The 16,457-nt window shown below is 69.5% G+C and carries 17 protein-coding genes; 8 read left to right on the top strand and 9 right to left on the bottom strand.

The window, feature by feature from the left end; genetic code table 11:
• The first annotated feature begins 28 nt into the window (after positions 1-28).
• Positions 29-1,516 carry an Asp-tRNA(Asn)/Glu-tRNA(Gln) amidotransferase subunit GatB gene (gene gatB / locus CPZ00_RS10575; RefSeq protein ID WP_096390844.1) on the top strand — a complete coding sequence of 496 codons (1,488 nt, stop codon included), beginning with the start codon at positions 29-31 and terminating at the stop codon, positions 1,514-1,516.
• Positions 1,517-1,673: 157 nt separating this feature from the next.
• Here gatB and CPZ00_RS10580 read toward each other — a convergent pair whose 3' ends face one another.
• On the bottom strand, positions 1,674-3,101 hold the full coding sequence (locus CPZ00_RS10580) for an MATE family efflux transporter (RefSeq protein WP_096391688.1): 1,428 nt from the start codon (positions 3,099-3,101) through the stop codon (positions 1,674-1,676).
• Positions 3,102-3,251: 150 nt separating this feature from the next.
• On the opposite strand from CPZ00_RS10580, the gene CPZ00_RS10585 reads away from it, so the two are divergent.
• On the top strand, positions 3,252-4,001 hold the full coding sequence (locus CPZ00_RS10585) for a DUF2103 domain-containing protein (protein ID WP_096391689.1): 750 nt from the start codon (positions 3,252-3,254) through the stop codon (positions 3,999-4,001).
• Positions 4,002-4,046: 45 nt separating this feature from the next.
• On the opposite strand, the gene CPZ00_RS10590 is transcribed toward CPZ00_RS10585, so the two are convergent.
• Positions 4,047-5,147: a pyridoxal phosphate-dependent aminotransferase gene (locus CPZ00_RS10590; RefSeq protein WP_096390845.1), complete on the bottom strand. Its 1,101-nt coding sequence runs from the start codon at positions 5,145-5,147 to the stop codon at positions 4,047-4,049.
• 87 nt (positions 5,148-5,234) lie between these two features.
• Positions 5,235-6,185, bottom strand: coding sequence for a calcium/sodium antiporter (locus CPZ00_RS10595; protein WP_096390846.1), 951 nt, complete (start codon positions 6,183-6,185; stop codon positions 5,235-5,237).
• Between the two features lie 103 nt (positions 6,186-6,288).
• Here CPZ00_RS10595 and CPZ00_RS10600 point away from each other — a divergent pair, with 103 nt between their 5' ends.
• Positions 6,289-7,155: a shikimate dehydrogenase family protein gene (locus CPZ00_RS10600; RefSeq protein ID WP_096390847.1), complete on the top strand. Its 867-nt coding sequence runs from the start codon at positions 6,289-6,291 to the stop codon at positions 7,153-7,155.
• A 101-nt stretch (positions 7,156-7,256) separates the two neighbouring features.
• On the opposite strand, the gene CPZ00_RS10605 is transcribed toward CPZ00_RS10600, so the two are convergent.
• The 4 genes from CPZ00_RS10605 to CPZ00_RS10620 form a co-directional block, all read right to left on the bottom strand.
• A complete protein-coding gene (locus tag CPZ00_RS10605; protein ID WP_096390848.1) occupies positions 7,257-8,546 on the bottom strand; it encodes an MFS transporter in 1,290 nt (429 codons plus the stop codon).
• A 182-nt stretch (positions 8,547-8,728) separates the two neighbouring features.
• On the bottom strand, positions 8,729-9,628 hold the full coding sequence (locus tag CPZ00_RS10610) for a thiamine-phosphate synthase family protein (RefSeq protein WP_096390849.1): 900 nt from the start codon (positions 9,626-9,628) through the stop codon (positions 8,729-8,731).
• Positions 9,629-9,632: 4 nt separating this feature from the next.
• The gene (gene dcd, locus CPZ00_RS10615; protein WP_096390850.1) at positions 9,633-10,349 is read right to left on the bottom strand and encodes a dCTP deaminase; all 717 of its coding nucleotides are present in this window, start codon (positions 10,347-10,349) and stop codon (positions 9,633-9,635) included.
• Between the two features lie 51 nt (positions 10,350-10,400).
• Positions 10,401-11,210, bottom strand: coding sequence for a YIP1 family protein (locus CPZ00_RS10620; protein WP_157744226.1), 810 nt, complete (start codon positions 11,208-11,210; stop codon positions 10,401-10,403).
• Positions 11,211-11,263: 53 nt separating this feature from the next.
• Between CPZ00_RS10620 and pth2 the strand changes: the two genes are divergently transcribed.
• The 3 genes from pth2 to CPZ00_RS10635 all read left to right on the top strand — a co-directional run bounded on the left by pth2 (position 11,264) and on the right by CPZ00_RS10635 (position 13,622).
• Positions 11,264-11,602: a peptidyl-tRNA hydrolase Pth2 gene (gene pth2 / locus CPZ00_RS10625; protein ID WP_096390852.1), complete on the top strand. Its 339-nt coding sequence runs from the start codon at positions 11,264-11,266 to the stop codon at positions 11,600-11,602.
• A gap of 3 nt (positions 11,603-11,605) precedes the next feature.
• On the top strand, positions 11,606-13,087 hold the full coding sequence (truD, locus tag CPZ00_RS10630) for a tRNA pseudouridine(13) synthase TruD (protein WP_096390853.1): 1,482 nt from the start codon (positions 11,606-11,608) through the stop codon (positions 13,085-13,087).
• Positions 13,088-13,163: 76 nt separating this feature from the next.
• Positions 13,164-13,622 carry a transporter gene (locus CPZ00_RS10635; protein WP_096390854.1) on the top strand — a complete coding sequence of 153 codons (459 nt, stop codon included), beginning with the start codon at positions 13,164-13,166 and terminating at the stop codon, positions 13,620-13,622.
• Between the two features lie 42 nt (positions 13,623-13,664).
• On the opposite strand, the gene CPZ00_RS10640 is transcribed toward CPZ00_RS10635, so the two are convergent.
• Complete coding sequence (locus CPZ00_RS10640) at positions 13,665-14,591, bottom strand: sulfide-dependent adenosine diphosphate thiazole synthase (protein WP_096390855.1); 927 nt, start codon at positions 14,589-14,591, stop codon at positions 13,665-13,667.
• A 120-nt stretch (positions 14,592-14,711) separates the two neighbouring features.
• On the opposite strand from CPZ00_RS10640, the gene CPZ00_RS10645 reads away from it, so the two are divergent.
• Positions 14,712-15,203 (top strand): metal-dependent hydrolase, encoded by a 492-nt coding sequence (locus CPZ00_RS10645; RefSeq protein ID WP_096390856.1) that lies wholly within the window; start codon positions 14,712-14,714, stop codon positions 15,201-15,203.
• A 51-nt stretch (positions 15,204-15,254) separates the two neighbouring features.
• On the opposite strand, the gene CPZ00_RS10650 is transcribed toward CPZ00_RS10645, so the two are convergent.
• A complete protein-coding gene (locus CPZ00_RS10650) occupies positions 15,255-16,016 on the bottom strand; it encodes a PHP-associated domain-containing protein (protein ID WP_096391690.1) in 762 nt (253 codons plus the stop codon).
• A gap of 131 nt (positions 16,017-16,147) precedes the next feature.
• Between CPZ00_RS10650 and CPZ00_RS10655 the strand changes: the two genes are divergently transcribed.
• Positions 16,148-16,438 carry a DUF7565 family protein gene (locus tag CPZ00_RS10655; protein WP_096390857.1) on the top strand — a complete coding sequence of 97 codons (291 nt, stop codon included), beginning with the start codon at positions 16,148-16,150 and terminating at the stop codon, positions 16,436-16,438.
• The last annotated feature ends 19 nt before the right edge of the window (positions 16,439-16,457 follow it).

A 16,457-nucleotide genomic window follows, 5' to 3' on the forward strand; every position in this document is an offset into this window, starting at 1 on the left:
TACACCCCGCGTTCACAACGACTGCCCAATGAGTACGCGGACCGCGACCGAGGAGCGAGCGGTCGTCATCGGACTCGAGGTGCACGTGCAGCTCGAGACGGACACGAAGATCTTCTGCGGCTGCTCGACCGAGGCCGCCGAGGACGAGGAGCCGAACACCCGGACCTGTCCGGTCTGCCTGGGCCTGCCCGGCGCCCTGCCGGTGCTCAACGAGGGCGCCGTCGAGGCCGCCGTCAAGATCGGCAAGGCGCTCGAGGCGGACATCCCCGAGCGGACGACCTTCCACCGGAAGAACTACTACTACCCGGACCTCCCGAAGAACTTCCAGATCACCCAGTACGACGCCCCCGTCTGCGCCGACGGCGAGCTCGAGGTCTCCGTCGAGGGCTCGCGTCGCACCATCGGGATCACCCGGGCGCATCTCGAGGAGGATCCCGGTAGCCTCCAGCACGCCGGCGGGTCGATCGACACCGCCGACCACACGCTCGTCGATTACAACCGCGCCGGCACGCCCCTCGTGGAGATCGTCACCGAGCCGGACTTCCGGTCGCCCGCGGAGACGCGCGCGTTCCTCGCGAAGCTCGAGGAGGTCCTCGAGTACCTCGGGGTCTTCGACGCGACCCGCGACGGCAGCCTTCGGGTGGACGCGAACGTGTCGCTCGTCCCGGGCGAGGCGGTCGCCGACGACGGCTCGATCACCGAGGACGCCCTCGCCGAGGCCAACCGCACCGAGGTGAAGAACATCTCGAGCCACAAGGGCGCCGAGAAGGCGCTCGCCTACGAGGTCACCCGCCAGCGGAACGCCCTGCGCCGGGGCCGGGCGGTCGACCAGGAGACGCGCCACTGGGACGAGTCCCGCGGCATCACCGTCTCGATGCGCTCGAAGGAGGCCGAGAAGGATTACCGCTACTTCCGTGAGGCCGATCTGCCCCCCCTGGAGGTGAGCGACTGGCGGGAGTCGATCCCGATCCCCGAGCTGCCCGATGCCCGCCGCGAGCGGTTCCGGGAGGAGTACGACCTCGACGCCGAGTCGGCCGACAAGCTCACCTCCCGGAAGGCGGTCGCGGACTTCTATGAGGACGTCGCCGACCGGTTCGACCCGGGCCTGGCGGCCACCTGGGTCGCCGACAACCTCCTCGGCGAGCTCAACTACCGCGACATGGCGATCGCCGACGTCGACGACCGGCTCGAGGAGTTCGCCCGCCTGATCGAGCTCGTCGACGCCGGCGAGCTCACGACGAAGAACGCCGAGGAGGTCGTGCTCCGTGGAATGTTGGACGACGGCGACGACCCCGACGCGATCGTCGAGCGCGAGGGGCTCGGCACGGCCGACACCGGCGAGGTCGCGGCCGCCGTCGCGGACGCGATCGACGACAACCCCGAGGCGGTCGCCGACTACAACGACGGCGACGAGGGCGCGATCAACTTCCTCGTCGGCCAGGTGATGCAGCGGACCGGCGGCTCCGCCGACCCCGGCGAGGTCAACGCGCTGCTTCGCGAGCAGCTGGACGAGTGATCCCGGCTCGGATACGCTGAGTCCGTAATCCCGATCCCGATACGCCGAGTCCGAAGCCCCGATCCCGATTTCCGATTCATTTATAAGTGTCTCCTCGCCGTCCCGAGGGGTATTTATAAATAGTTCCCGCGGTGGCTGGCCGCCGTTCCCGCTTCGCTCAGTCGTCGTCGATCGGGACGAGGTCAGGATCGGCGGCGTCCGAACCGTTCTCGCCCTCGAGGACGCCCTCCCGCCAGGTCCCGCGCAGGAACCACGCGAGCCCGATCCCGAACGAGATCACGGCCGCGGCGGCGTAGCCCCACCAGAGCCCGACGACGCCCCAGTCGAGCCCGGTGTAGGTGAGGCCGATCACGGGGATCGTGACGGTCCCGAACGCGAGAGCTGCGGCGAGCGGGACCCGGAATATCCATCGCGACAGCAGCGAGAGGACCATCGCGATCCGGGTGTCGCCCGCGCCGCGGAACGCGCCCTGCAGGACCATCAGGCCGCCGAAGAATCCCCACGAGAGCGCGATGACGCGGAGGAACACGACGCCCTCGGCGATCACGGCGGGCTCGTCGATGAACACGCCGATCGCGGCGTCCGGGAGCAGCCACACGGCGCCCCCGGCCGCAGTCAGGAGGGCCATCGTCGCCGCCGTGGCGACCATCGTCACTCGGTGAGCGCGGTCGGGCATCTCCGCGCCGAGGTTCTGTCCGACGCCGGTCGCGGTCGCCTGTCCGACCGCGCCCGAGACGGTCCAGGAGACGGACATCAGCCGGACGCCGATGCCGTAGGCCGCGGTGGCGACGGGGCCGAACCGGGCGACGAGCGCGGCCATCGCCACCGCGGCGAACGACCGCGCCCAGCCGTCCAGCGTCGCCGGGTAGCCGACGTCGACGAGCCGCCGCAGGATCGCGGGATCCGGCCTGAGGTCACGGGGATGCAGCTGGACGCCCCAGTCGCCACGAACGAGGACGTAGATCCCGATCGCGGCGGCGAAGAGCCGGGAAACGAACGTCGCCACCGCGGCCCCTCGCGTTCCCATTGCCGGGGCGGGCCCCCAGCCGAGCACGAGGAACGGGTCGATCACGATGTTGAGGCCGGCGGAGGCCGCCACGAGCCACATCGCGGTCTTGGTGTCGCCGGCGCCCTGCAGCGACGCGCGGAACGCGAAGAACAGGAACGTCAGGGGGAGCGCCGCGAGGATCACCTCGATGTACGCGAGCGACTCGACGAGCACCTGCCCGCGGGCGCCGATCCAGTAGAGCAGCCAGTGACGGCCGAGGAATCCGGCGACCGCGAGGACCGCCGAGACGACCGTCGCGAGCAGACACGTCTGGGCGACGATCCGGTCAGCCTGCCGGTCGTTGCCGGCCCCGACGTGCTGGGACACCAGTGCGATCGTCGCCGCGGTGACGCCCATCGCGGTCGAGACGAACATCCACGACAGCGGAAACATCAGCGAGACCGCCGCGACCGCCTCCGGGCTCACCCGGCCGACCCAGAACATGTCCGCGAGGTTGTACAGCGTCTGCAGCAGGTTCCCGAGCACGAGCGGCCAGGCCAGGGTGAACAGCCTGGGCGCGATCGGGCCCGACGTCATGTCCACGCGCGCGTCCTGGTTGGCCACGGGTCTCGCTCCGTCGATCGGATCGATCGGCGACCGTGTAGGTCTTGTGACTTGGTGGCGTGGTTTGATTCGGAACCGGCCGCGGACAACGCGCTTTTACTCGCCCCGATCCTGGGATCGGACATGGACTGTCGGCGGTGTGGCACGCCACTGGAGAAACCGGGGGACTACTGTCTCACCTGCAACACCGCCAACTGCGACGGCGTGGTCATCGAGTTCCGGCCCGATCGCGCCGAGGTGACGATGCTCGATGCGGACGACGTCGTCGGCCGGACGACGGTCACCACGACGCCCGAGCGCGAGGATCCCGGCGAGCGCGGCGTCGTACAGATCCGGAACTTCGCGGGGCGCGTCGCCGACGAGGTGCGTCGAAAGCGCCCCGAGACCGTCTACGCCGCCGGCGAGCGCGATCCCCTCCGGGAGGCGCGCGCGCAGCTTCACTACGAGTTCTACCGCGTCCCGGCGGCGGGACGCCGCGACGGCGACGGCCTCGTCGAGTGGGTCCGCGACCGGCGCGGGGAGCGCTCGCTCGCGGTCGTCGACGCCGCCCCCGGCGAGAAGATCGGCGGCACCCACTCGACGCTCATCGGCGGGCGGACCGGCCGGACCGCGATCCGGACGGTGGCCGAACACCCGCACGTCAAGAAGATCGTTCCCGGACCGATCGACGCCGGCGGCACGGGCTCGCGGACCGGCCTCCGCGCGAAGGCGACCCGCGCGGATACGAACGGGAACGTTCGGCTCCTCCTCCGCGACGGTTCGAGCGTCCAGGAGAACCGCGTCGTGACGACCGCGATGGACCGGGAGACCGGTGAGCGCGTCCGAGAGGACCTGAACGAGGCGCTCGTCGAGGCCGAACTCCGCGAGGCGTGAGCGCGGGGTCGCCCCCGGCGGTATCGGCGCTGCTCCCGAACCGGTTCACTCGAAGTAATCCGCGAGCCGCTCGGCCGCCTCCGTCGCCCGGGGCGTCACGAGCGCGAACCGGATCCACTCCTCGCGGGCGGTCCCGAACGTCTCGCCGGGCATCCCGGCCACGCCCGCCTCGTCGATCAGCCGTTTGACGTTCGCCATCGTCCCGGGGAAGCCGTCGAACCGCGCGAGCACGTAGAAGCCGCCGTCCGGCGTCGTGTACTCGGCGCCGGCGGCCTCCAGGGCGTCGGTGAACGCGTCGATCCGGTCGGCAAGCAGCTCGCGCGACGCCTCGAAGTACTCCCGACCCGTCGACTGCAACGCGTGGTGGACCGCGTACTGTGAGGGCGCGGGGCCGGTGACGTTGACGAGCATGTGGCGCGCCCGGAGGGAGTCGGCGTGTTCCGGCGGCGTGATCGCGTAGCCGACCCGGAAGCCGGTGATCGCCAGCGACTTCGAGAAGCCCCCGGTGACGATCCGGTTCGGGGAGTCGATCGCGAGGGCGCTCTCGAAGCGCCCGGAGTGGTCGAACCGGTCGTAGACCTCGTCGACGACGACGAGCGCGTCGTGTGCCTCGGCCAGCCGGACGACCTCGGCGACCGCCTCAGGATCGTAGACCGCGCCGGTCGGATTGTTCGGCGTGTTCACCATCACGAGCGCGGTCCGGTCGCTCATCGCCTCCCGGATCGCCGCGAGGTCGATGCCGCCGTCGCGGGCGGTCGGGACGAGCCGCTGGGTCCCGCCGAGCAGCTCGACCTTGCCGGGGTAGTACGGGTAGACCGGGTCGAGCAGGATCGCCTCGTCGCCCGCGTCGCGCTCGAACGCGCGCGCCATCGCGAGGTAGTTCGCCTCGCCGGTGCCGACCGTGACGACGACCTGGTCCGGGTCGACCCCTCGCCGCTCCGCGATCGCCTCCCGAAGCTCGGGGAGCCCGTCGCTGGCCGGGTACTGAAACGCCGCCGGATCGAGGCCGGCGTACTCCCGGAGCGCATCCCGGAGCGCCTGCGGAGGCTCCCAGTCCGGGTTCCCGCTCACCATATCGATGACGTCCCGGTCCGCGGTCGCCGCGTACTGCATCACGCGAAAGAATTGCGGCTCCTCGTAGTCCATGGGTGGCGATCGTCGCGGATCCCCGTGTGTGTTTCGTGATCGGTCGACGTGGACGGCAGCGTCCCTCTCTGCCGCCGGGAGTCGATCCTAGGGAAACAGCAGGTAGACGAACGCAACGTAGGCGCCGAGGAGGATCGCGCCGTCCGCTCGGGAGATCCATCGGCCGCGAAGCATCAAGGCGACGACCAGGAGGGTGAACGCGACGAGCGCGGGGAACTCGAAGGACCGTACCCCGACCGAGATCTCGACGGGCGTGATCACGGCGAGGACGCCGATCACGGCGAGGACGTTGTAGATGTTCGATCCGACGACGTTGCCCACGCTGAACTCGGCCTCCCCGCGGACCGCGGAGACGGCCGAGGCGGCGAGCTCGGGCAGCGAGGTGCCCAGCGCTAACACGGTGAGCCCGATGAACAGCTCGGAGAAGCCCGCAGCGATCAACAACCCCCGTCCACCGTCGATGAGCCAGCTGGAGCCGGCAAGCAGCGCGATCAACCCACCGACGATGTAGCCGACGTCGAGGAGAGCCGGGTCCGGCATCCGGTCACGCTCGGCCGCTGAGATGGACGCCTGGGTCCGTTGAATGCGCCGCAGGACGACCCAGGTGAACGCGACCAGCGCCGCGAGCAGCACGACGCCGTCGACCACACCCAGCCGTCCGTCGAGTCCGAGTCCCACGAGCAGGAGCGCGGCGAGGATCATGAAGGGGACGTGGCTTTTTAAGACGGTCTCGGTCACGTCCAGCGGCCGGATGAGCGCGGAGACGCCGAGCACGAGGCCGATGTTGGCCACGTTCGACCCGAGGATCGCGCCGAGGCCGATGTCCGTCGAGACGGTGACCGCTCCCACGAGCGTGACGAACAGCTCCGGGGTCGTCGTCGCGAACGCGACCACCGTCACGCCGACGGTCGAGGCGCGCAGGCCGAAGCCCAACGCGAGCTCGGCGGCACCCTTCACCAGCAGCTCCGCGCCGGCGTACAGCAGGGCGATCCCGGCCGCCAACAGCAACACGTCGACGATCGGCGCGGCGAGTGGCACGCCCGTCCCTTCCGGCACGGGCGGCAAAACGGCGTCGGTCCGGGCTGCGCGGTCGGCACCGACCGAACCGCGGCTTTTTGCTCCCCGCGCCGCCCATCCCGGTATGGACGTCTACGGACTGATCGGCAACCCGGTCGAGCACTCGCTGTCGCCGCCGCTGCACGAGGCGGCCTACGAGGAGCTGGGGATCGACGCGCGGTACGTCACCTTCGAACCCGCCCCCGATGCGGTGGGGAAGGCGATCGACGGCGCGGCCGCACTCGGCGTCAGCGGGCTCAACGTCACGATCCCGTTTAAACGGGACGTCGTCGAGCACGTGCGGACCGACGACCTCGCCGAGCGCATCGGCGCGGTGAACACGATCGACTTCGACCCCGGAACGAACGGCGGAAACGACGCGACGTCCGACGACGCCCGGTCCCGATCCGACGACACACGGCCCCGACCGCGGGGCTACAACACCGACGCGGCCGGCGTCCAGCGCGCCTTCGCCCACCACGACGTGGCGCTCGCGGACACGGACGCCCTCGTGGTCGGCGCCGGCGGGGCGGGCCGCGCCGCCGCGTTCGCGCTCGCCGACGCCGGCGCACGCGTCCATATCGCGAACCGGACCGCCGAGCGCGCGCGTTCGCTCGCCGAGGCGGTTCCGGACGCCACCGGGGGCGGGCTCGACACCCTTCCCGACCGCGTTCCGGCGGCGGACGTGCTCGTCAACGCGACCAGCGTCGGGATGGAATCGGACGAGACGCCGGTCGGCGCGGACCTGCTGCACGCCGACCTCGCCGTCCTCGACGCCGTCTACTCGCCGATCGAGACGCGGTTGCTCCGGGAGGCGGCCGCTGCCGGCGCGACGACGATCGACGGCGCGTGGATGCTGCTGTTCCAGGGCGTCGAGGCGTTCGAGATCTGGACCGGCCGGGACGCGCCGGTCGACGCGATGAACGAGGCGCTTCGGGCCGAGCTGGAGTGAGGACGACGGGCTTCCGCCCGCTACCTGATTCAAGGAGAAAGTCCCGCCGTTCACGGCGGACGTGAATCCGACAACTGGGGAACAACGTGTCACGTTTCCCGTTACTCAACGGTCAGCCGCGTCCGGTGGATCCACAGCGCACACGCGAGGGCCGCGAGGCCGGCAGCCGTGGCGATCCCGAACGCGACGCGGTAGCCCACGAAGGAGTAGACGGGCGTGCCGCCGACCGTCTTCCCGGTCCAGAACACGTCGAGCGCCGCACCCATCACCGCAGGCACCACGGCGGCCCCGAAGTAACCGATGCTGTTTATCGCCCCGCTCACCGTTCCGCTCACCTCGTCGAGGTGCCGCCGACGCCCGACGGGGAACACGAGCGAGGTCCCGCCGCTGACGAACATGGCCGCAAAGAAGAGGACGCCGACGAGACCGAGCGGCGGCGTCCCGAGGGCCGTGATGGTGCCGTAGACGAGACAGAACACGAGCGACGAGCACAACACCAGCATGGTGTCCGCGGCGACCTGGTCCGCGACCCACCCGAACAGCGGTGACCCAACCAGGAGGCCGACGTTCCCTGCAAGGACGTACAGTGAGGCGCGTGCGACCGAGAGGTCGTAGAGATGAACGAGGTACGGGACGCCCCACAGGCCGATGACGGTGAAGTTGACGCCGAGGATCAGAAAGTGGAGCACGCCGAGAACCCACACGTTCGGGCCCTCGAGGACGGACCGTAAATCGGCACGGAGTGACGTGGCTGCGTCGTCGGCCGGTTCCGCCGAGGCATCGGTCGACTCCGGTGATTCGCCGACGGGGCTGGCCGGTCGGTCGCGCACCACCAGGAAGATGCCGAGGGCGCTGACGACACAGCACGCCCCGACGAAGATCATCGATGCTCGCCATCCGACGACGGACGCCGCGAGGGCGAGCGGCGTCGTCGCGACGATGCCGCCGAGCGCCGAGACGCCGATGGTCATTCCGGTCACGGTGGCGTACTCGTCCGCACGGAACCACGTCACGGCGAATCTGAGGATGGCAAGAAAGATGACGCTCCCGCCGAGGCCAACGAGTGCACGGGCGAGAAAGCCGACGAGGAACGAGTCGCTCGTCGCGAACGTGACGGCACCGAGGCCCATCACGAACGTACCCGCCCCCGCCACGCGGCGCGGACCGTATCGGTCCGCGAGCAGTCCGGCGGGCAACTGCATGGCGGCGTAGAGGTAGAAGAACGACGAGTGGAGCAGCCCGAGTTCCGTCGCCGTGACGTCGAACGCGAGCGTCAGCGACTCCGCCAGCACCGCCGTCGAGACGCGGGTGAAACTCATCAGCACGTACCCGAACGCGAGAACGCCCCACATCAGCCACCGGACGCGCCGCGTGTCGAGTCGCGTCAACATCTTCGCGATCTCTTCACGTTCATATATACTGGCTATTGTCCTATTATAAATACTCTACCCGGATTCTGTCCGTTTCAGAGACATTGTATTGGATATTATTCTATTTTTATAGATAATAGTGAATTAAACACAACACGACATCACACTTCTTATAAAATCCCGCGCCCGCCTTTCCCGGTGACTTATAAATACTCCCGGACGATCCGGGCGGCCTCGACGGCGTCGCCGGCGAGGACGTAGACGATCGGCTCGACGCCGACCGCGCCCGTCTGGTAGATCACGACCGGCGTCTCGCCGGTCCAGCCATCGAGGGCGTCCCGGATCGCCTCGGTGGAGGGAGCCTCGGCGTCGAACTCCACGGTCGGATGGTCCTCGCCGAGCTCCGCGAGGAGGTCCGGGTCGTACCGGAGGTTGACCGCGCCGCGGACGGGGGCGCCGGCCGCCCGCGCTGCGAGCAGGACGGTGGCGACGTGTTCGCTCACGCCGAACTCGGGGTCGCCGGGGACCATCGTGGAGCCCTTGACGTCGACGAGCCGGCCCGGGATCGCGGCGACGTCGTCGATCGTCTCCGCGTCCGGGAGGGCCTCCGCGACGTTCGCGCCGACGTTCGGGATGAGCGCCGCGAAGCCGGAGGCGTTTCGCAGCGTCCGGAGCCCGCGCCGGACCGACGCGATCACGCGCTCGCGCTCCCGGAGCGCGTTGTCGGGGTCGTGGACCGCGAACTCGACGTCCGCGTCCGCAAGCGCCGGCATCGCCTCCTCGTGGAGCTCCGCGAGCAGGTCGCCCGCCTCCAGCCGGCGGATCAGGATCTCGATCTCCACGAGCGCCGCGACGCGGCTCATGTCGCCGGTCGCGAGCCCTTCACCCACTCGGTCCACGAGCTCCCGGACGCGCTCGTCGGCGACGATCCGGTCGTGGCGGGCGACCTCGCCGTGGGCGTACTTCGAGACCGCCGACTGGGAGATGCCCAGCGCCTCGGCGACCTCGTGCTGAGTCAGGCCGCGGTCGCGGAGGTCCGCGGCGAGCATCGATCGGACGGTCGGGAGGAACTCCTCGACCACCACCTCCTCGATGAAGCGCATGGCGTTACGCCTCCCCGACACCGCCGCTCTCGTTGACGTCCGCGTCCTCGGCGTCGCTTTCGTCGGCGTTCGCGTCCTCGGCGTCGCTTTCGTCGGCGTTCGATCCCTCGGCATCGCCGCTCCCATCGCCGTCCGCATCATCGTCGTCGAACTCCGGATCGCTGCCGATCCGGGAGGCCTGGGGACCGTCCTGGTTCTGGTATTTCGACCCGCGCTCCTCGCCGTAGGGGCGGTCGGCCGGCGTGGTCAGCTCGGTGAAGGTAAGCTGTGAGACGCGCATCCCCGGCGAGAGCGCGACCGGCGCGGTCCCGAGGTTCGACAGCTCGAGGGTGATCTGGCCCTCGTAGCCCGGGTCCGCCAACCCGGCCGTCGCGTGCACGACGATCGCCAGCCGGCCGAGCGAGGACCGTCCCTCGACGTGCGCGACGAGGTCGTCGGGGATCGCCACGCGCTCCTTGGTCGTCCCGAGGACGAAGTCGCCGGGATGGAGGACGAACTCCTCGCCCTCCTCGACGAAGGTCTCGGTGACGTATTCGCCAACCTCGTCGGCGCTGGCCGGATGGATGCAGGGGATGTTCGCGCGCTGGAACTCCAGGAACCGCTCGCCGAGCCGGAGGTCGACGCTGGCGGGCTGGACCTGCTGGTCGAGGTCGTCGATCGGCTCGATGGCGAGGTCGCCGTCCTCGAGGCGGCGGAGGATGTCGACGTCCGAGAGTATCATACCGGTACCACGGATCGCCGTAACCTTAATGCTCGGAAATCACGCGAGCGTTCAGGCCGCGATCAGCAGCGCGACGATGGCCACGACGCCCGCCACGGTCCCGGCCGCGAGCGTGGAGACGTCGTGTCGCTCGGTTATCCCGCCACGAAGGATCCACCACTGCCAGGCGATCGTGACGAGGGAGGCCGCGAGCAGCGGCGTCTCGATCCCGGCGAATGCGGCGAGCAGCTCGTCACGAAAGGCCTCGGGGGAGGCGGCGTCGATCGTCGCGGTCTCGATCGCGTGGTAGATCGACGCGATCCCCACGACCAGCCGGAGTAGCTCGGGGACCAACGCCCACGCCGCCACCGTCAGCGAGTCGCCGACCGTTCCCCCGCCGCCGGCGACGCGGGCACCGACGTGAACGGCACCGGCGGCAAGCAGCCACCAGATCCCGACGCCGAGGAGTCCGTAGTGGAGGACCCCTGACGTCGCCTCCCGGAGCATCGACCCGAGGTCGCGTTCGATCTGCGCCGGCTCCTGGCAGGTCTCGTACATCGGCGAGTCGGCGTCGTCACCCAGCTGTTCGCAGACCCAGTCGTCGGGGCGGTCGGGGTTGTCCATCGTGACCGTCGCGTCGATGGTCGCGTCGAAGACCACGCCGAGCGCGAGGATGCCGGCGGTGAGCGCGAGCGCGACCAGGAGGACGACGACCAGTCCGACCGCGAGGGAGTCGCCGTACGGGGACGAACTGAAGAACCGACGCGGCCTGACAAGGGCGGTGCGAACCGTTCCGAGACCGGAGCGCACCGTCGTGAGAACCGTGGTGAGAGCGGAGCGGGCGCTGGCGAGCAGCGCGCGCACGTCGCGTTGGAGGGACACGGATCGTGTTTTCCAAAGCGGGTATATAAACCCGTGGCCGCGAAGGGAGGAGTATGAAACAGGCAATCGTCGCGCGGGCGGACCTCAAGATGGGCGAGGGGAAGTTGGCTGCACAGGTCGCACACGCCTCGCTGTCCGCCTACGAGGACACGGGTCGCAAGGCGCGCAAGCGGTGGAAGGGCAGCGGCCAGAAGAAGGTCGTTCTCCGAGGCGACTCCGAGAGTCAACTCTTCGAGCTGGCGGACAAGGCCAAGCGCGAGGGACTTCCGTACGCGATCGTCCGCGACGCCGGCCACACCCAGCTCGAACCCGGCACGGTCAGCGCGCTCGCGGTCGGCCCGGGCTCGGAGGAGCTGGTCGATCGGGTCACCGGCGACCTTCCCTTATATTGACCGATGCGCGAGGCACATCCCCTCGAGCGGGCGGTCGGGATCGACCACTACGTCTCGGAGACGGACGGGATCGGCGGCCGACTCCGCGTCTCGCCCGAGGACTTTCGCGTTCGCGAGATCGAGGCCTTCGACGCCGAGCCGATCGGCGACGGGAACGACGCGGACGGAACCGCCGATGGGTCACCCGACCGGGGCGCGTATCCCGAGCTGGTGATCCGCGTCCGGCTGTTCGACTGGGACACGAACGACTTCGCCCGCCGGCTCTCGGACGCCCTCGGGATCAGCCGCGAGCGCGTCTCCTGGGCCGGCACGAAGGACAAGCGCGCCGTGACGACCCAGCTGATGACCGTCCGTGACGTGGACCCCGATGCGGTCCGCGAGGTCGCCAACGGGATCGACGGCGCCTCGATCGAGGTCCTCGGCGTCGCCGGCCGACCGATATCCTTCGGCGATCTTGCCGGCAACGCCTTCGAGATCCGGGTGCGGGACCCGGACGCCGGCGATGGGGAGCAGGCCAGTGCGACGCAAGCCGGTGCAGCTCCGCCCGAGGAGCGGGCCGCGGTGATCGCCGACGAGCTGCGCGCGTTCGCGACCGGCACGTCGAACCCGGCGGCGGTCGATCCGGACGACCCCGCCGCGGTCCCGAACTACTTCGGCCAGCAGCGCTTCGGGAGCGTCCGGCCGGTCACTCACCGGGTCGGCCTCGCGATCGTCCGCGGCGAGTGGCGCGAGGCCGTTCGGGTCTACGTCGGGAATCCCGACGATGCGGAGCCTGCGGACACCCGCGAGGCGCGGACGATCGTCGACGAGCAGTTCGCGAGCGAGTCGCCCGACTGGGAGGCCTGCCTCGACCGGATGCCCGGCCGGCTGCGGTTCGAGCGCGCGATGTTACACCGGCTGGCGGAGCCGACGCCCGAGGACTATGCCGATTCGGAACCGGACGGCGGCCGCTGGCGACACGCGCTCGAGGCGGTTCCGTCGAACCTCCAGCGGCTGTTCGTCAACGCCGCTCAGTCAGCGCTGTTCAACCGGATCCTGAGCGAGCGGCTCGATCGCGGGATCCCCTTCCACGAGCCGGTCGCGGGCGACGTGGTCTGCTTCGCGGACGACGAGGCGCCCGGGGAGCTGTACGCGCCGGACGTCGACCGGCTCCAGCGCGTCACCGCGGACCGCGTGCCCGTGTTGCGGCGCCACTGTGCCAGACGCCGGGCGTTCGTCACCGCGCCCCTGATCGGGACCGAGACGGAGCTGGCCGACGGTGAGCCCGGGGAAATCGAACGCGAGGTGCTCGCGGACGCCGGCATCGAGCCGGCGGACTTCTCGCTGCCCGACGAGTTCGACTCGACCGGGACCCGCCGGGCGATCCTCGTGACGACGGATCTGTCGGTCGACGACGACCTCGAGTTCGCGTTCGCGCTGCCCAGCGGGAGCTACGCGACCGTCCTGCTGCGGGAGTTTCTGAAGGCCAGGCCGCTCGACCTCTGAGGCCGACCCGAGTGCCGGGGACGGTCCGTCGAGACGGGTGAACGGTATTTAAGGATCCGGCGATCGTACCGCGGTTATGGAGATCATTCCTGCGGCGGTGTGGACGCTTCACGTCGCCTTCGCGGCCCTGTGGACCGGCAGCGTACTGTTCGTGTCGGCGACGGTGGTGCCCGCGGCGTCCGACGCGACGATCGGGACGGAGGCGATCGCGTCGATCATCGGTCGGCTGCAGTTGGTGACGCGCCTCTCGGCGGTCGTGCTGTTCGCGACCGGCGGCCACATGGCCGGGACGACGTACACGATCGAGCGGCTCACCGGCACCGGAAGCGGCCATCTCGTGTTGACGATGCTTGGCCTCTGGTTCGTGCTCGCGGCGCTCGTCGAGATCGGGTCGAAAAAACTGTTGTCGGGCGTGTCGACCGACAAGCTGCGCGAACCGGCTCGTGACGCCCGGCCCTTCTTCCTGGGCGCGGCGGCCGTCTCCGTCCTCCTGCTCGTCACGGGCGGGCTGCTCGCGAGCAACGTCGTCGCCTGACGTTCGGATGCGTCGGTGACGTTCGAACCGCGTTGACCCGCCTCAGTCGTCGGCCGGCGCGGGCGAGGAGAAGCTGACGTCCGCGGCGTCGACGCCGAGCTCGTCGATGGCGGACTGGGCCGCGCGCTTGCCGGAGACCAGCATCGCGCCGAAGGTCGGCCCCATCCGCGGGAGCCCGTAGGCCGTCGCGACCGACATCCCGGTGGCGATCAGGCCGTCGTGGACGACGCCGGTGTGGTCGACGACGGCGTCCTCGCTCTCGGAGACCCACATCGAGTCGTGGCCGGGCGAGTCGTGGCCGGGCGCGCCGTACTGGTCGTCGCCGGTCGCGTCCATCCCGGTGTTGTGCTCCTTGGCGTGCTCGATGCCGGGCGCCTCGAAGACGCCGCGCTCGTCGAGCTTGCTGATCGCGACCGCCTCGTGGCCCGTCGCGTCGATGACGAGGTCGGACTCGACCGCGATCGGGTCGACGCAGGTGATCTCGCGGGGGAGGGCGTGGACCGGCGTCCAGTTCATCACGATGCCGCCGACGCGGTGGTCGTCGCGGACCACGATGTCGGTGAACTCCGTCATGTTCTGGATCTTCGCGCCGGCGTCACAGGCCGCCTTGATGAGTCCGGAACAGGCCTCGGGGCCGTTCGAGACGTAGAGTCCCTCGGCCTCCTCGGTCGGCTCGTAGTCGACGTCGAGTTCGTCGAGGACCTCCTGGGCCGGATCCCGGACGGTGACCTTGTTCATCAGGAAGCCGCCGAGCCAGAAGCCGCCGCCGAGGTAGTTGTTCTTCTCGACGACCATCACCTTCACGCCGCGCTCGGCCAGCTCCTTGGCCGCCATCAGCCCGGAGGGGCCGCCGCCGACGATGATCACCTCGGACTCGGTGAACTCCTGGAACTCCTCGCTCCAGGCGTTGCCGATCGCCTTGGTCACGTTTGCCTCGCTCACGTCGCTGAACGAATCGAAGTCGCTCATACAACCAATGAATATTCTCGAGTTGTATTAGTGGTTGTGGTGTGGATTCACCGGCCGTTGGGCAAGACAGTTCAACCGCGGGGGAAACGCTTGAGTCGGTCCCCCGCCGAGCATCCGGCGATGAACAAACGCGGTCACGTGCTCAACGCGCTGTTGCTCGCGGTCGGCGTCGGATTCGTGCTGGAGCCGGCCGTCGACCGGGACACGGCGATCAAGGTCGCTCAGGTCACCGTTCCCATCGTCCTCGGGGCGCTGTTTCCGGACGTCGACACCGCCTTCGGAAAACACCGGAAGACGCTGCACAGCCTCACCGTGCTCGGGATCGTGGCGGCCTACCCGATCGTCTTCGGCAACCTGCAGTACGTCTGGGTCGGCGTTCTCACGCACTACATCCTCGATCTCGTCGGGAGTCGGCGCGGGATCGCGCTGTTCCACCCGCTGTCGAGTTCGGAGTACTCGCTACCGTTCGGCGTCACGACCTCCAGCGACTACGCGGACCTCGTCACGGTGATCATCACCGCCCTCGAGATCGCCGCGTTCTGGGCGGTCCACACCTACGTCGTCGACCTGAACGTCGACGTCACGGCCGTCTCGCAGGCGATCGGCATCTGACGCTTGACTCGTCCGCGGGACGTACGCGTGGTGACGTGCTCTGACGCCGGATCAGTACACGGCGACGTCGTCGAACCGGCCCTCGTAGAAGACGCTACGTGGGTTCGTCGGGTCGTCGCCCGAAAGGAACAGTCGGTCGAGCCGCTTCCAGGTGTTCTCGTAGGCCAGGTGGCCGTATTCGATCGTCCCCCGAACGCGATGGTCGAGACCGGCGCGGTGGACGATTCGACGGGGTGCGTCCGTCTTGAATGCCTCGACGACGTCCGCCGCCGTCTCCAGCTCGTCCGTGAAGGCGGTCCAGGCTTCCCCGACCGTGGCTCGGAGGTGGGCGTAGGAACTCCCGAACGCCGGCAGCTCGAGAGCTCCGGCGACGCGGCCCGCCCGTCGGTTCTGGTGGGGCAACAGCTTCGCGTTGTACGTCTCGATCGCGTCGATCCGGTCGCGGTGGGCGTCGAGCTCCGGTCGGGTGAGCGAGACGGTCGCGAACGTCGGATGGGGAACGAGGATGGCCGCGTCCTGGCGTTCGAGCTCGGCCATCGCCCCCTCGAAGGTGATGAAATCCGGAATCGGCTCCGAGAGCCCGAGCGCGAGGAGATGCCGGCGGTTCCGCCAGTCGCCGGTGAAGACCTCGCGGGCGGGCACGACGAGCAGGTCGTCGTCGGAGAACCGCTTGGCCCGCTCGCGGATCGTCGGGAGCCGCTCGAAGTGTGGCGCGTAGACGAGCGCGTCGAGCCCGCGCGCCGTCGCGCGCTCGACGACGGTCTCGTCGAGTACCTTCACGTGGGCGTCGACCCGGGTCCCGGTGTGTGGCACGTTCGGCACGTCGGGCGCCCCACAGCAAATGCGTGTCGTTCCCCGCCGACACCGACCGCGAGGATGCGGCCGGGGCGACCGGGCGGCTGCGGGGGAAAACGGTTAATGCAGCCCGGGCCGTCGGACCACGTATGCCCGGCTGGACGTGTGGGATCAGCGGATGTCGCGCCGCCTTCGACGACGTCGAGTCGGCGATCGTTCACCAGACGACCGAGCACCAGCGACACGAGTGTAAGGTCTGCGGGACCGTCATCCCGGACGGCTACTTCGCGATCCGCCACGCGTTCGACGAACACACCCGCGCCGAGTACGTCCGCGCATACGATGCCGACTCCGAGGACGTCCGCGAGCGCGAGCGGATCAAGGAGACGGTCGAGTCGACCGCCGACCTCCAGTCGGTCGTCGAGCGGATCAACGGCTGAGTCGCGGCCGCTTTCCGCC

Origin of the sequence: Halopenitus persicus (assembly GCF_002355635.1) — an archaeon.
Classification (GTDB): Archaea; Halobacteriota; Halobacteria; order Halobacteriales; family Haloferacaceae; genus Halopenitus; species Halopenitus persicus_A.